Genomic DNA, 14,415 nt, shown 5'->3' with positions numbered 1-14,415 from the left:
ATTGATGGGTTATCCGATCATAAAGACCGTCAGACTTTTCGCCCCATGCGCTCCTAACACCAATGATTGTTCGATATCTGCAGTCTTGGATGGTCCGGCGATAAAAGCGCTAAAACCAGTTGACGGCGCACCGATACGTGCATAGGCATCGTGCATGGTGGGCAGGATGCTCTTACTGTCAATAACGATCGCCAGATGTTGTGTGATAAACGGCAACACTCTTACTTCAATCTCACTTTCCGTCACCCAGATAGCGCCGTTTTCGGCTACGCCCAGTTGTCCGGGGATAATAGCCAGATCCACGTGTTCCAGCTGACGACCATCTCCTGTCTGCCACTGCGTAGCAGCACCAGGGAGATATTCCTCTTTGATAGCAACTACCTGTTTCAGATCAGTATAATGTTCCGCCACGAGCGGTTGTATTTCTGCGAATGAGTTGATTTCATATACCTGCCCGCCGAGCGTTTCCACGACCTTTTTAAAGGCAGCTGGATCTCCTGGTCCTGCCTGACCGAAGCCTGACAGATCGGGTAATGCCTGATATTCAGGCTGATTCTTTTTTATGGCGGCGAGTATCGCTTCGCGTGACATATCGTAATTACAAATTAATAATTGAGAATGATTGCCGGATGGTCCGCTTATTTCCTGTTCTTCTTATACCAATCAGCAAATGACTCTTTCGGAGGAGCCGGCATTTCGCGTTGTTTATACCATGGATTCATACCATTGTTCACCACAGCAGGGAATGTACGCATCACCCAACGCCCTACACCACCAGCTGTTTTATAGAGTCCTGGTTTGGATAGCACGATATTCATCGCATGCATACCTGCCGCTTTCGTCTTTTTGGTATAACCCTCTTTAGTGATCACCTGTCTCCATTTATAGAGCTGCTGGTGTATGTCGATCTTCACCGGACAAACATTCGAACACGAACCACATAAAGTGGACGCGAAAGGCAGATCGGCATAATCTTTCATATCCAGGTTAGGCGCCAGAATAGACCCGATCGGTCCTGCGATCGCATTATGGTAACTATGACCACCACTGCGACGATATACAGGACAGGTATTCATACACGCGCCGCAACGGATACATTTCAGAGAGTTACGGAAATCTTCCCTGCCCAGCTGACGGCTACGGCCATTATCAACCAGTACGATATGTAACTGCTGTCCTTCTTTCGGTTTACGGAAATGACTGCTGTAAGTGGTAATAGGCTGTCCTGTCGCACTTCTTGCCAGCAAACGAAGGAATACCCCCAGGTGTTTGCGCTGCGGGATAAGCTTCTCGATACCCATACAGGCAATATGTACATCTGCCAGGTGAGCGCCCATATCGGCATTTCCTTCATTGGTACAAACCACCATTTCTCCCGTTTCAGCAACAGCAAAATTGACACCGGTGATAGCAACCCTTGACTGAATGAATTCTTTTCTGAGATGCTGACGGGCAGCTGCTGTCAGGAACTTCGGATCAGCATTACCTGCTGGTGTGCCCAGATGTTCATGGAACAGATCTCCTATTTCTTCTTTCTTCTTATGAATACACGGCAACACGATATGACTGGGTGGCTCCTTTGCCAGCTGCACGATACGTTCACCCAGATCGGTATCTATCACCTCAATGCCATGTTCTGCGAGATATGGATTCAGGTGACACTCTTCCGTCAACATGGATTTACTCTTCACCATGCGCTTCACGCCCTGTTCCTGGAGCAGTTGCAGCACGATCTTGTTATGCTCAGCTGCATCAGCAGCCCAGTGAACGACGGCGCCATTGGCAATCGCATTCTTTTCAAACTCAAGCAGGTAATCATGCATATTACCCAGCACGTTATGTTTGATCTGGGAAGCCGCTTCCCTCAATTCCTCCCACTCCGGAATGCTCCAGGCCATCCGGTCACGTTTCTGACGTACCCACCAGAGCGTTTCATCATGCCAGTCCACACGGGGCTCATTCTGGTTAAAAGCGTCCGCAAGGACGGCATGTTCCTGATGTTTATGATTCTCGTGTTCCATTGATTAGTCTATACTAGCATTTAATATTTCTGCCATATGCAGCACCTTCACATTGCTTTGTTGTCTGCGTAAGATCCCTTCCAGGTGCATCAGGCAACTCACATCATTTCCCGTAATATACTCAGCACCATTGTTGACGTGATCTGCAATACGGTCCTTTCCCATTTTTACCGAAACGGCCTCCTCAAACACACAGAAAGTACCGCCAAATCCGCAGCATTCATCCTTACGTTTGAGTTCTACCAGTTCCAGCCCTTCTACCATCTGCAATAACTGCTGTGGTTTGGAGAATGGTTCCGCCACCAGTTCACTCATCTGGGAGAGTCCTAAACCACGTTGTCCGTGACAACTCTGGTGGATACCTACTTTGTGAGGGAATCTGGCCTGCAGACTTTCCACCTTCAATACATCCGTCAGGAATTCTGCCAGTTCATAAATGCGCTGGCGGATATGGGTGGCTTTATCTTCCCGCTCCGGTACATGCAGATGGTCTTTAATATGCAGTACGCAGCTTCCGGAAGGCCCAACGATGTAGTCAAAGTCCTGGAAATGGTCTACGAAAAGTGTATTACAACCGGAAGTAAGGTGTTCGAATCCGGAATTGGCCATGGGTTGACCACAGCAGGTTTGTCCCTGCGGGTATACCACTTCACAACCCAGTTTCTCCAGTAGCGATAACGTGGCGATACCTACCTGTGGATAAAACTGGTCGATGTAACATGGTATGAATAGTCCTACTTTCATCTTGTTCAAATATAAATCGAGCCGTGGCTATAGTGTCTCATCTCTACAAGGTCAGCCGGTAGTGATTGCGTATTCCAGTGCCTGTGGATAGCGAGAGCGGCTCCTACTGCCGTAGCCTGGGCTACCGAGGCAGCATACACTTCCATCTGAGGGAATGCTGCTGCCAGCAGATGCATATATACCGTATTCCTGCTAAAACCACCGTCCACGAAAATCCGTTTTACCGGTGTGTCTGCCAATACCAGCGATGAAGAAAACTGCTGCTGTTCCATGATATCCATCAGTAAACGGTGATAAGCGATCTCATAGCTGGTAAAGTCAGTTAATGACCTTTCTGCAAAGCGGGAAGACTGCAACAGGCCTGTACCAGGTACAGGTATTTGGTGTTGCGGAGGTACCGTGAGCAATTGAGCAAATATAGCGGGGTCGAATACGACTTGCTGGTAGTAATTTACCGGTGTCTGATAATATTCTGCCAGCCTTTTCACCTGCTGCTCATGTTCGTTGCCGGCAAACAGTCTTGCGGCCTTTACAGGGCGGTTTTCATAGGTGAGATAGCAAAGACAGTCTGATGCCAGTTCGGTGGGAGTTAAGGGGCTATTATTGAACGGATTAAGGGTAATACACCAGGTGCCTGTCGAGATCAGGGCAAATGGCTCAGAAAAGCTGGATAAGTAAGGGATCAGTGCAGCAGAGCTGTCATGCAGTCCGACACCTGCCATATAATGCTGCTCTTTAATAGTGGCAGGTAATACCCTGTTACCAGGAAATACCGGCGCCAGCTTCTCCGCCAGTCCCTCCTTCAGCACCCACTCATGATAGTGCTGCCGGGAAAAGTCCCACAACATCGTATGGCAACCAATACTGGTGATATCCGACAGGGGCTGTCCAGTCACAAGGAAACTAATATACTGTGGCAGATGCAGTGCATACCTGATCTTATCAAACAGCGCAGGTCTTGTCTTTTTGATACGGTACAACTGTAATCCTGCATTCAGACTACCCAGTGCCGGAGAAGCCGTATCACTGCATACCTTATCAAGTCCGCCACTCTCCGCACAAAGCGCTTCCTGCATTCCCTGCGGAAATGGCTTCAGGTAGTTATAAAGAGGCGCCAGTACATGCCCTTCCTCATCGAGGTAGACCATGCTGGCGCCATAAGTACTGAAATTGATTGCGACCACCGTATACTCCGGTAAAGAAACCAGTTCATGGAGATTGTCTTTTACCCAGTCGGTCAGCAGCGTAATGTCTTCACAAAGATCACCGTCTTCGTCTTTTGTTTCAGGGAAACAGGTGCCACTCTCCCGGACAATCCGGTAGTGTTCATCTATAAGAAAGGCTTTCTTATTGGTTTTACCAATATCAAGTATCGCAATACAACGCATGAGGAGAATTAAGAATTAAAAATTTATAATTAAGAACTGGCCTTAGCAACTGGAATTTACTTAATCAGGAAACGGACTAATCTATTTGCATGTTGGATATTGCTGTTTCAGCCTTACATCCAATGTTCCGGCAATTACGCATCATTCTTAATTGTTAATTCCTAATTCTTAATTTATTTAAAGTCCTGTAGCAACCGTCTTCAGTCCTCTTTCCTTAATGAGCTGTTCTCTTATCTTATACTCACGATAGAAAGCAACAGGCTGTAAAACACCTCCTGCCTGCAGGCGCGCCTGCGCTACCAATGGACGAACATCTGTACGGTAAGCAGCCTGTAATATTTCCTGTGCAGCCACCACATCATTATTCTGCTGTGCGGCCTGTAATGCTTTTGTATCTACCAACAATGACTGGGCATACGCGATCATAATAGCTTCAACAGATTGCAGGAGGTCCTCCAGCGGATCTTTCACATTATGAGAGGCATCGATCATCCAACCCAGGTCAGTCGCGTGATTCATACCACGGGCATCCATTCCCTCCACCAGTTCATTGAAGATCAGGAACAGCTGATAAGGATTGATGCTACCAACTGTGAGGTCATCATCACCGTATTTCGAATCATTAAAATGGAAACCAGCTAGTTTACCTTCCATCAGCAATAAAGAGACGATCTGCTCGATATTGGCATTAGGCAGATGATGCCCCAGATCAACCAGTGTATACGCCTTAGGCCCAAGTTTATTGGCAAAAAGCAGGGATTGGCCCCAGTCTCCGATGGTGGTGGAGTAGAAATTAGGTTCAAATGCCTTGTATTCGATATACAGTTTCCAGGCATCCGGCAATGCTGCATAGATCTCCTGCAAACTGTCCAGTGTACGTTTGAATGCCCCCCTGAAATTCAGCTGACCAGGAAAACAGGACCCGTCTGCCAGCCAGAGACTGAGCGCGTTCGACCCGAGTTCCACACCGTATCTGATCACTTCGATGTTATGTTCTATTGCCTGTTTGCGAACAGCCTTATCTACATGGTGCAGGGAGCCAAATTTATAGCTATGCGCCTGATCTGCCTGGTCCTGGAAGGTATTGGAATTAACCGCATCAAAACGGATATCATATTGCGCCGCCAGGGCTTTGATGTTAGCCGCATTCTCCGGAATATCCCAGGGAATATGCAAAGAAATAGCGCCACTGCTTCTGTTCAGCGCGTGTAATATGCCAATATCAGAGATTTTCTCTTCAAGATTACCCGGTTCTCCTCCTCCGGAGAAACGGCCAAAGCGGGTCCCACCTGTCCCCAGGGCCCAGCTGGGAATCGCTACCTGGAAATCCTGCAATTTCTGAATCACATCCTGTACGTCTGGAACACTAGCAGCAACATGCTCAAAATTGCGCTCATGTGCCTGTATATGGGAATCATTAAAAGCAGCGGTCTGGAATTTTTCTATATTCATAACGGGTGGTTTGGGTCATGAGTAAATTAGGAAAAGTTTTTCGTTAGTGGCAGCAAATCTCCTCACATCGGCAACACATGCCGTTCTGGTGGAAACCAGAAGCATGTGTTGTCTCAATGTTAAGGAATGTAACTGAAGAACTTATGACATTATCGTACAAATGCTGCCGCTACGCCGCCATCTACATTGATCACGTTGCCGGTTGATTTGCTGAGCAAACCACCGGTAACAGCAAAGCAGGCGCTGGCAATATCTTCAGGAAGGATCACCTGGTTCAGCAGGGTACGTTTCGCATAGTAACCCGGCAGCTCTTCTACCGTAATACCGTACGCTTTGGCACGACCAGCGGCCCAGTCGCCTTCCCATATTTTACTATCTGCAATAACAGCGTCCGGATTGATCACATTTACACGGATACCATCCTGACCCAGTTCTGCCGCATTCAGACGGCTCAGGTGTAACTGAGCAGCTTTCGCAGAACCATAGCCTGCATTATTCGGACCGCTCATCAGCGCATTTTTGCTAACAATATTGATGACATCTCCGCCCAGATCCTGTTTGCGCATCACGGCTACGCCTTGCTGTGTTACGAGGAACTGACCTTTTACCAGTACATCATACAGCAGATCCCAGTCCTTTTCCGTATGCGCTTCCAATGGTTTGGAGATCGACAGACCAGCACAATTCACCACCATATCAATACCTCCAAATGCCAGACTGGCCACTTCATATGCAGCATGTATGTCAGCTGCTTTTGTTACGTCCAGCACAGCCGTTGCAAATACATCTGCGCCATACTGTTTGGTAAATTCTTCTTTGGCAGATTGCAGACGACCCGCATCATTGTCATTGATGATCACACAAGCGCCTTCATCAGCAAAACGCTTTGCAATCGCCTTTCCGATACCACCTGCACTACCCGTGATCAATGCGATACGACCAGACAATGCTTTCGGTTTTGGCATACGCTGTAATTTCGCTTCTTCCAGCAACCAGTATTCTATATCAAATGCTTCCTGTCTTGGCAAAGCGGTATATTCAGAGATCGCCTCTGCTCCTTTCATTACATTGATCGCATTGGTATAAAACTCTGCAGCCACCCTGGCGGTCTGTTTATCTTTAGAGAACGTAAACATACCAATGCCCGGATAGAGGATCACCACAGGATTGGGATCACGTAAAGCCGGACTGTTGGAATGACGGCAGGTATTGTAATAGTCGGTATACATATCTCTGTAGGCAGCAAACAGTGGTTCAAGCTGTTGCTTGAGTACCGCTACATCTTCCAGCGAAGCCTGGGGTTCCAATGGCAATACCAGCGGACTAATCTTCGTGCGCAGGAAGTGATCCGGACAACTGGTACCCAGTGGTGCTAATCTGTCGAGATCTTTTGAATTGATGAATTCCAGCACCCGCGGATCATCGGTAAAATGTCCGACCATACGTGTATGTCCGGAGCAGAGTCCGCGTAACACCGGCGCCAGGGCGGCAGCCTGTTTCTTACGCACTTCTGCTTCTGGAGAACTGATACGCGCACCGCCAAATACAGGGCCTTTTTTGCCATAATGTTCTTCCAGGTAAGCTGCGCAACGCTCAATCACTTCCAGGGTATTGATATAACTTTCGTAAGCAGTATCCCCCCAGGTGAACAGCCCATGTGAACCCAGCATAATACCTCTGATACCAGGATTATCCTGCAGACATTGTCTCAGTTGCAACCCCAGATCAAAACCAGGACGCTGCCAGGGTACCCAGCCAATTGTACCACCGAATAATTCTTCTGTGATACGTTTACCATCTTTTGCCGCAGCGATCGCAATAGCAGCATCAGGATGCAGGTGATCTATATGTTTGAACGGCAGAAAACCGTGTAATGGCGTATCAATAGAAGGTGCTTTAGAGCTCAGGTCAAAGATGCAGTGGTTGAACAGTTCCACCATCTCATCTTCATGTTCAATACCTCTGTAGATGTTTTCAAGGCTATGCAGTCTGTCGACATATAAAGCAGCCAGACCACTGCGTTTCAGCGTTCCGAGGTCTCCACCGGAACCTTTTACCCACATGACTTCCGTTTGTTTACCAGTAAGCGGATCTTTGGCCATCACTTTGCAGGAGGTATTACCACCACCATAGTTTGTCAGCCTCAAATCGGCTCCCAGCAGGTTGGAACGGTAAATCAGCAATGCTACTTCATCCCCCGCCAATGCTGCGGCCTTCTGCTCATCCCAGAGATAGCTTACGTGTTTGAAATTTGTTAAGGAAGAAACCGACATATATTCTTATTTAAATGAATTACAATGATTCTCTTGCTGTCAGATCGAGTTACCGTATCCAACCAGCATCACAGACAAAAAGATGGTCAATACGCCGAGCAGTATTGTGCCGAATGTTTTACGGCTTACGCCTTTCCACTCCTTCAGGGTAATGCCCCACAGGCTGGATATCATGATAATGAAGGCCATATGTAAGATCCAGGAACTGGCGCCATTTCCCAGTTTGCTTTCACCCATACCATAGAAGAAAAACTGGAAAAACCAGGTGGTACCTGCCAGGGCGGCAAAGAAGTAGTTGCCGGCCAGCGGCGTGTCTTTATTTACATAATCGCCGAAAGTCTTATTACGTACATTGAGGATCATACACCAGAACAGATTGGTGGTCAATCCACCCCACAATAACACGACGAAAATGACATTGTTCTGAAACAGCGGATTGCTGCCCTGTTCTACAGCGATAGCTGCCATTGGCTTACCTGCCTCTATCCCAAAATTGAAACAGGCGCTCAGGACACCTGATATCGTAGCCACGATCAGTCCTTTACGCAGATTAAACTCCTGGATGCTTTGTTTTTTTGCTTCATCAGAAAGCTCGCGTTCCTTCATTACCCCTGCAGCACCACAGATCGCGATACCGATCAGACATACGGCTACGCCGGATAAAACCAGTAGTCCGCCGGGACTCTGGATCATATTGGAAAAGGTATGTTCCGTATCATTTGTGAAAATATCCCTGTATATAGGCGGGATGAGTGCCCCAAAAGCCGAAGTGTATCCCAGTGCTACAGACATACCCAGAGACATACCCAGATAGCGCATCGCCAGACCAAAAGTCAGACCACCAATGCCCCACAATACGCCCATAAAATAAGTCCAGAAAAGTGTTGTACCGTCTGTTGCGCTGATGATGCTCAGAAAGTCCGGCACAGTGATCCAGGCAGCCAGAAAAGGTACGATCAGCCAGGAAAAGAAACCACCAACGATCCAGTAACTTTCCCAGGACCAGTTCTTTACTTTCTTAAAAGGGATATAAAAACTGCCCGAGGCAAAACCTCCGATAAAATGAAAGAATACACCTAAAATAGCTTGCATAAATGTGGAATTGTTTGTTTTATTCGTGGAACCTTTCAAATTTAAACAAACACCATGGGGCAACTGTCCTACACACTCCTACTGGGCTAAAATTAGAAAAGGCCATCCGCAAACAGCGGACAGCCTTTATTTTCTCTGCATAAATATCTTAATATCAGTACGTTACTTTAACGTCTGCAATTACGTAGTCAGTGCTCATTGCTTTCACTTTAATGATACCTTTCTTGCCAAAACCGTTCTGGAAGAATACCACCAGTGGCAGGTCGGCCGTCGCAAAAGACTGATCATCAGTTTTTACAGTAAGCTTCTTGAGAGTAGATGCGTGCATGATCGTATCGAAAGCATTCACATCAAAGGTATCTATTGGTACATAGTTACGCACCAGCGTAGTCAGTGTACCAGGTATTTTCAGATCAACAGTGGCGTCATTCGCGCTGGCGAAGAACATATAGTTCGCACCAAAGTTGTTGAAAAAGATATCGACGTATTTTCCCATGGTATCAGGGATCTCTTTATCCGGGAAAACTTTGCCCTTGAAAGAAGAGAACGCACGACCATAACTTTCATTACCAGGAGTAAGGGAGAATTTCAGGTCTGTAAAGGTTACAACACTATCAGCAGTCTTTCCACCACTACCACCATTGGAGCCGGATCCATTTCCAGGTGTAGATGTTGAATCACCCGGATTGTTTGTTCCACCGCCCACGCCGGATTCCTTTGTACAGGCAGCAAACGTCAGCACTATAGCTGCAATCAGCAGGAAGTATTTTCTCATAGGATAGGATCAGTTATTTCCAGCAAAAATATAAAAAAATATAATCAAGTGTACGCCGGTAGAATAACTATGAAGGTAGCACCCTCTTTTTCTGCTGATTCTGCGTAGATAATACCATGGTGAGCGATCACTATTTTCTGGCATAACGCAAGCCCGATACCGCTTCCCTCATATTCTCCTCTCCCATGCAGGCGCTGGAAAATGACAAATATTTTGCGTGCATACGTTGGGGCGAAACCGATGCCATTGTCCTTTACCCTTATTTCACAATACGTTGTGCCGTTTTGTAGCTGTGGATGTGCCGCTACTTCCTGAGGGTCCATCATCCTGGAAGTGACAGCAATTACCGGTGGCTCCTCTACTTTACTGAACTTCAGGGCATTACTCAACAGATTCTGGAATAACTGGGTCATATGCAGCGGAATAGCCTTCACCGGACAAAGTCCGTCGTATTCAATCCTGGCTCCTTTCTGCTGTACAGTAACCTCCACATCTGCTATTACCTGTTCAAGTATCTGCCGCAGGTCGACTTTTTCAAAAAGATGATCCTGACGGGATACCCTGGAGAAGGCCAGCAGGTCCTGTATCAATGTGGTCATACGGGTAGCCGCATTCCGGATAATACCCAGATTACGTACGCCCGTTTCATTCAGCTCATTGGCATATTTATCCTGTAACAGCGCGGAGAACATATTGATCTTACGGAGTGGCTCCTGTAAGTCATGACTGGCCACATAAGCAAATTGTTCCAGGTTCTGGTTTACGATATTCAGATCGATATTAGCTTTTTTCAGCTCGTCTGTTCGCAGTTCCACTAATCTTTCGAGTTCCTGCTCATTATCGATCATCTGCTGCCGCAGCGCCTTTTCTTCCCGCAGATCGCGTGCGATACTGGCCCTTCCCTGAGAAGCACCCGTTACCGGATCATATACAAGCATGGTCGTCGCCTGTACAGGTATTATTTCCCCTGTTTTGAAATGACGATAGGATATTTCCCCTGACCATTGTCCCCGGTTAAATAATTGCGCATTCACCTCCTGCTTCAGCCGGTCCTTCTCCTCCGGCATCAGGTAATTGCTGTTATGGATCTTTGCCTCCTGTAAACTATCCAGTCCGACAAGCCTCAGACCAGCCGCATTGACATAGGATACCTGTCCATCTTCATCAGACAGACTAACAAAATCACGGCTATTTTCCAGTAAGGCGAGTAATTTCTGTTGCTCTTTCTTGGCTTCCAGTTCGGGCCGGAGATCACGCAAAGAAGCCCCGCGACCAATAATACTATTGTTCCTCGGGTCTCTGATAGCGGTATAATCCGCGTGAAAAGGGATGATTTCTTTAGTAAGATAATGTTTGAGATAGAGTGTTCCGGTCCATTTCCGGCCATTTTTCAATCCAGGAAGTACATCATTGCAGAAAGACTGATAGTTTTCAGCATTATACAGCTCTTTTTCCTCCAGCTGAGAAATATCCAGTTCCATGGGAATGCCCAGCAATTTCCTGCCGGACGCGTTCATATAAAACAGGCCGCCATCCATATCAGAAGCGGCCATACAATCAGAACTACTTTCTACCAGGGAAAACAACATTGCCTGTCTTTCCCTGCTTTTACGCTGTTTCGTAATATCCTGCGCAGTACCAGCAAAACGAAAGGCGATGCCGCTTTCATTGAAATAGGCCTGTCCGATACATCGTAACCAGCGTAACTTATGATCTACAGCGCCAATCGTACGGAACTCCATATCATACCGGCCTCCCTGTTCGTCAGAAAGCGCACGGTTAACGGCATTCTCTACCAGCTCTTTATCTTCCGGATGGATATAGGCCATTACGTTATCAAATGACGTCACATTACCTTCTGGAAATCCATACAGTTCTCTGCAACGCTCATCCCATATTACGTGCTTATTGATAGGATCCATGTCCCAGGTACCGAGCCCGGCAGACTGTAACGCAAAGCGCATCCATTCCTGATATTCACCCCGGTACGTAACCGGATCTACTCCCTTATCTTTTTGTTCCATTGCAGTATAAACAGACGAATTTAATTTGCTCTTCCTGTAAAGGAACAATAATCGGTAATATCTGCCAATACTACGTAAATGTCAGGGGATATTTTATTAAATGTTTCTTGGCTGCAGCTCAAAAATCTCTGCCAGTAGCTCATACGAACGGAAACGATCTTCCGCATGCTCCGCCATGGTTGCGGCTACAATCTCGTTCACATCATAATCAGCCGCCAGTTTCAACATACGTTCCTTCACCTGGTCCGGTGTACCGGCAATCATACGTCCTCTGTTAGCCATTACACGCTGCCACTCCATATCGCTGTATTCATAGTCTCTTACTTCTTCATAAGATGGGAACTCGTCAAACCTGCCTTTCTCGAAACTCAGCAAACGGTAATCCATCATTGCCTGTAGTTCATCCGCTTTTTCCTGTGTATCTGCACAGAAAACAAAGATGCCTACACTCGCGGCCGGTTCCTGTAAAAACTGAGATGCTTTAAATCGTTCTCTATAGTTTCTGACAGCCTGCGGGCCACCTACCGGATAAATAAAATGCGCAAAAGACAACGCCCAGCCCTGTCTTGCAGCCAGCAAACCACTTTCTCCGCTGGATGTCAGCATCCACAGTTCGGGGGCTGTTTCAATAGTTGGAATAGCTATCACTTTCTCGTGAATCGTACCTGCTTCCCTGGAATCAGATAAATATCCCTCGAGGTCATTTATCTGTTGTACGAAATCTCTCGGTTCAAAGGTATTGGAGGGATTCAGTACATGCGCCGTCAGACGGTCTCCTCCTGGTGCACGGCCGATCCCCAGATCGATACGTCCCGGATATAAAGCCTCCAGCAGACGGAAATTCTCCGCCACCTTAAGCGTACTATGGTTCGGCAACATCACTCCTCCTGATCCCAGGCGAATATGTTTAGTAGCTGCCGCCAGTCTGGCGATTAATATTTCAGGTGATGCACCTGCGAGAGAGCGGGTATTATGATGTTCTGAAAGCCAGTAACGGGTAAAACCCAGACGGTCTGCCATCTGGGCCAGCCTGATGCTTTCCTGTAATGCTTCCACTGCATTGCTGCCCCTTCTGATGGGCGATTGATCCAATACACTGATTCTTAATTTGCTTTCGGCCATGAATTCGTCTTTTTAGAATGATTGTTCCAAAATTACGAAAGAATTGTGAAAGAAAAGGTAGAATTGGCAGTTTTAACCTAAAAGAAGGGGCAGGAACCAGGGAACGGGACAGCTGTTGTTCCCGCTAGTCACGCTTATCAGAGATAATTTTACCGGCAGGGTCGATTACCAGGTCCCATTCGTCACCGGCGTTATTCTTCACCTCAATCTTATAGGTTACAGCGCCCGTCTCGATCTTTTTCGCTTCTGTTAATACCGTTCCGGGGTGTTTGGACATTGCTGCTGCACGTACCGGCTGAGGAACAGCAGCAGTATCCATTTCCTCTTCGTAGGACAGCATCGCCCCTTTTGTATCATATTTGATCTCATAATCACGGTGCGCTACTTCAAACTCTACTTTATAATATCCGTTCTTTAACTTCCATTCCACATCTTCTGCATTACGGAACTTTGTCTGAAAATTGTTCAGTATAACCGAAGGCACCTCTTTCGACGACAGCTTCTGAGCGGATACCGATACTGTGCTAAAAGTCAGCATTGCTGCGCCTATTACTAATAATCTGTTTTTCATGCTTTGCGTTTTATTGGTATTTCAGTGACAATGTTTATTGATAAAACAAAGTTGCAACCTGAAACCGGAAAGAATCTGGAATTCGCTACAATTTTATCTCCAGACTTCCCTGAATATTAATCCCTTCGTGTGTTTTTTTTGCTGGAATAGCTGCCGCCAGACAAAGATCCATATGCCTGGTGAGTGCCATTTTTAGTTGTGGATAGATCTCAGGTACTGTTTCTTTTCCGCTTTTATAGACGTATTCAAGGCCTACATACTGACGCTTTGCCACCTGCCAGTGAATACTGATATCGCTATGTAAAACGGGCTTACGGGATGCACCAGGCATTATTTCCCATTCCGGTCCTGTATACAACATTGTATGTATACGTCTGCCCAAGCGTTTGGCAGCAACAAAAGCCGCAGTTTCGGAATAACCTTTCATCAGGCGACTACCCTTTTTCATTGATGTAAAAGAATGAAAATGACTTTCGTGGATCAGCGCAAGCGCCATGGTTGTCCTGATCTGCTGTATAGTGGAAAAGGTATATTGCAGCCCCAGTTTTAGCCCCTCTATCCTGTTGTGAGGAATATCCGCCGCTGTATTATAACCTGATTTCAGACCATATAAACTGAGTGGCATCGCTAGCTCCATTCCCAGTCTCTGTGAAAAGGTATGCTCATATTCCAACTCGATACTCACTGCATTATAGCGATGTTGCAGATCAATATCAAGATCAATCTCCAGCTGTCTGTCACCCTTACGGGCATTCAGATCCTGTATCAGATCTACCTGCAATGGTTCGACGTGCTTAATATTCTGCCTCACTGAGGACTGGGCGTTAACATTGATTGCATACATGATCAATAACTGAAATAGTATCGTTCTTTTCATCATCGCAGACATTTTTTTCTACGACAAGATTAGGACCCGAAACCGGAAGAATCCGGGAATAACAAAAGACTTCAGG

The 14,415-nt window shown here is 46.7% G+C and carries 12 protein-coding genes; all 12 read right to left on the bottom strand.

Going from position 1 to position 14,415, the window contains the following annotated elements:
• Positions 1 to 9: 9 nt before the first annotated feature.
• The gene (locus BMZ72_RS02240) at positions 10 to 591 is read right to left on the bottom strand and encodes a LutC/YkgG family protein (RefSeq protein WP_089804829.1); all 582 of its coding nucleotides are present in this window, start codon (positions 589 to 591) and stop codon (positions 10 to 12) included.
• 47 nt (positions 592 to 638) lie between these two features.
• Entirely contained in the window at positions 639 to 2,021 is a 1,383-nt protein-coding gene (locus BMZ72_RS02235) for a lactate utilization protein B (protein WP_089804827.1), read from the bottom strand.
• A 3-nt stretch (positions 2,022 to 2,024) separates the two neighbouring features.
• Complete coding sequence (locus BMZ72_RS02230) at positions 2,025 to 2,765, bottom strand: (Fe-S)-binding protein (RefSeq protein WP_089804825.1); 741 nt, start codon at positions 2,763 to 2,765, stop codon at positions 2,025 to 2,027.
• A gap of 5 nt (positions 2,766 to 2,770) precedes the next feature.
• The gene (locus BMZ72_RS02225) at positions 2,771 to 4,153 is read right to left on the bottom strand and encodes an FGGY-family carbohydrate kinase (RefSeq protein ID WP_089804823.1); all 1,383 of its coding nucleotides are present in this window, start codon (positions 4,151 to 4,153) and stop codon (positions 2,771 to 2,773) included.
• A 177-nt stretch (positions 4,154 to 4,330) separates the two neighbouring features.
• Positions 4,331 to 5,605, bottom strand: a complete 1,275-nt coding sequence (locus BMZ72_RS02220) for a sugar isomerase (protein ID WP_089804821.1) — start codon at positions 5,603 to 5,605, stop codon at positions 4,331 to 4,333.
• A gap of 149 nt (positions 5,606 to 5,754) precedes the next feature.
• Positions 5,755 to 7,878 (bottom strand): bifunctional aldolase/short-chain dehydrogenase, encoded by a 2,124-nt coding sequence (locus BMZ72_RS02215; RefSeq protein WP_089804819.1) that lies wholly within the window; start codon positions 7,876 to 7,878, stop codon positions 5,755 to 5,757.
• Between the two features lie 39 nt (positions 7,879 to 7,917).
• Positions 7,918 to 8,970 (bottom strand): L-rhamnose/proton symporter RhaT, encoded by a 1,053-nt coding sequence (gene rhaT, locus BMZ72_RS02210; protein ID WP_089804817.1) that lies wholly within the window; start codon positions 8,968 to 8,970, stop codon positions 7,918 to 7,920.
• A gap of 154 nt (positions 8,971 to 9,124) precedes the next feature.
• Positions 9,125 to 9,745, bottom strand: coding sequence for a hypothetical protein (locus tag BMZ72_RS02205; RefSeq protein WP_089804815.1), 621 nt, complete (start codon positions 9,743 to 9,745; stop codon positions 9,125 to 9,127).
• A 44-nt stretch (positions 9,746 to 9,789) separates the two neighbouring features.
• Positions 9,790 to 11,769 (bottom strand): sensor histidine kinase, encoded by a 1,980-nt coding sequence (locus tag BMZ72_RS02200; RefSeq protein ID WP_089804813.1) that lies wholly within the window; start codon positions 11,767 to 11,769, stop codon positions 9,790 to 9,792.
• Between the two features lie 96 nt (positions 11,770 to 11,865).
• Positions 11,866 to 12,891: an LLM class flavin-dependent oxidoreductase gene (locus BMZ72_RS02195; RefSeq protein WP_089804810.1), complete on the bottom strand. Its 1,026-nt coding sequence runs from the start codon at positions 12,889 to 12,891 to the stop codon at positions 11,866 to 11,868.
• A 124-nt stretch (positions 12,892 to 13,015) separates the two neighbouring features.
• Positions 13,016 to 13,462 carry a PepSY domain-containing protein gene (locus tag BMZ72_RS02190; protein WP_089804808.1) on the bottom strand — a complete coding sequence of 149 codons (447 nt, stop codon included), beginning with the start codon at positions 13,460 to 13,462 and terminating at the stop codon, positions 13,016 to 13,018.
• An 85-nt stretch (positions 13,463 to 13,547) separates the two neighbouring features.
• The gene (locus BMZ72_RS02185; protein ID WP_143087567.1) at positions 13,548 to 14,342 is read right to left on the bottom strand and encodes an HAEPLYID family protein; all 795 of its coding nucleotides are present in this window, start codon (positions 14,340 to 14,342) and stop codon (positions 13,548 to 13,550) included.
• Positions 14,343 to 14,415: the final 73 nt, after the last annotated feature.

The organism is Chitinophaga sp. YR627 (assembly GCF_900114995.1).
Taxonomy (GTDB): domain Bacteria; phylum Bacteroidota; class Bacteroidia; order Chitinophagales; family Chitinophagaceae; genus Chitinophaga.
Note: the sequence above shows the minus strand (reverse complement) of the source record. Positions and strands in the feature narration are given on the sequence as shown.

Excerpts from the sequence above, each read along its gene's own strand:
- BMZ72_RS02240 (WP_089804829.1), bottom strand. The coding sequence starts at position 591 with ATGTCACGCGAAGCGATACTCGCCGCCATAAAAAAGAATCAGCCTGAA.
- BMZ72_RS02235 (WP_089804827.1), bottom strand. The coding sequence starts at position 2,021 with ATGGAACACGAGAATCATAAACATCAGGAACATGCCGTCCTTGCGGAC.
- BMZ72_RS02230 (WP_089804825.1), bottom strand. The coding sequence starts at position 2,765 with ATGAAAGTAGGACTATTCATACCATGTTACATCGACCAGTTTTATCCA.
- BMZ72_RS02225 (WP_089804823.1), bottom strand. The coding sequence starts at position 4,153 with ATGCGTTGTATTGCGATACTTGATATTGGTAAAACCAATAAGAAAGCC.
- BMZ72_RS02220 (WP_089804821.1), bottom strand. The coding sequence starts at position 5,605 with ATGAATATAGAAAAATTCCAGACCGCTGCTTTTAATGATTCCCATATA.
- BMZ72_RS02215 (WP_089804819.1), bottom strand. The coding sequence starts at position 7,878 with ATGTCGGTTTCTTCCTTAACAAATTTCAAACACGTAAGCTATCTCTGG.
- rhaT (WP_089804817.1), bottom strand. The coding sequence starts at position 8,970 with ATGCAAGCTATTTTAGGTGTATTCTTTCATTTTATCGGAGGTTTTGCC.
- BMZ72_RS02205 (WP_089804815.1), bottom strand. The coding sequence starts at position 9,745 with ATGAGAAAATACTTCCTGCTGATTGCAGCTATAGTGCTGACGTTTGCT.
- BMZ72_RS02200 (WP_089804813.1), bottom strand. The coding sequence starts at position 11,769 with ATGGAACAAAAAGATAAGGGAGTAGATCCGGTTACGTACCGGGGTGAA.
- BMZ72_RS02195 (WP_089804810.1), bottom strand. The coding sequence starts at position 12,891 with ATGGCCGAAAGCAAATTAAGAATCAGTGTATTGGATCAATCGCCCATC.
- BMZ72_RS02190 (WP_089804808.1), bottom strand. The coding sequence starts at position 13,462 with ATGAAAAACAGATTATTAGTAATAGGCGCAGCAATGCTGACTTTTAGC.
- BMZ72_RS02185 (WP_143087567.1), bottom strand. The coding sequence starts at position 14,342 with ATGATGAAAAGAACGATACTATTTCAGTTATTGATCATGTATGCAATC.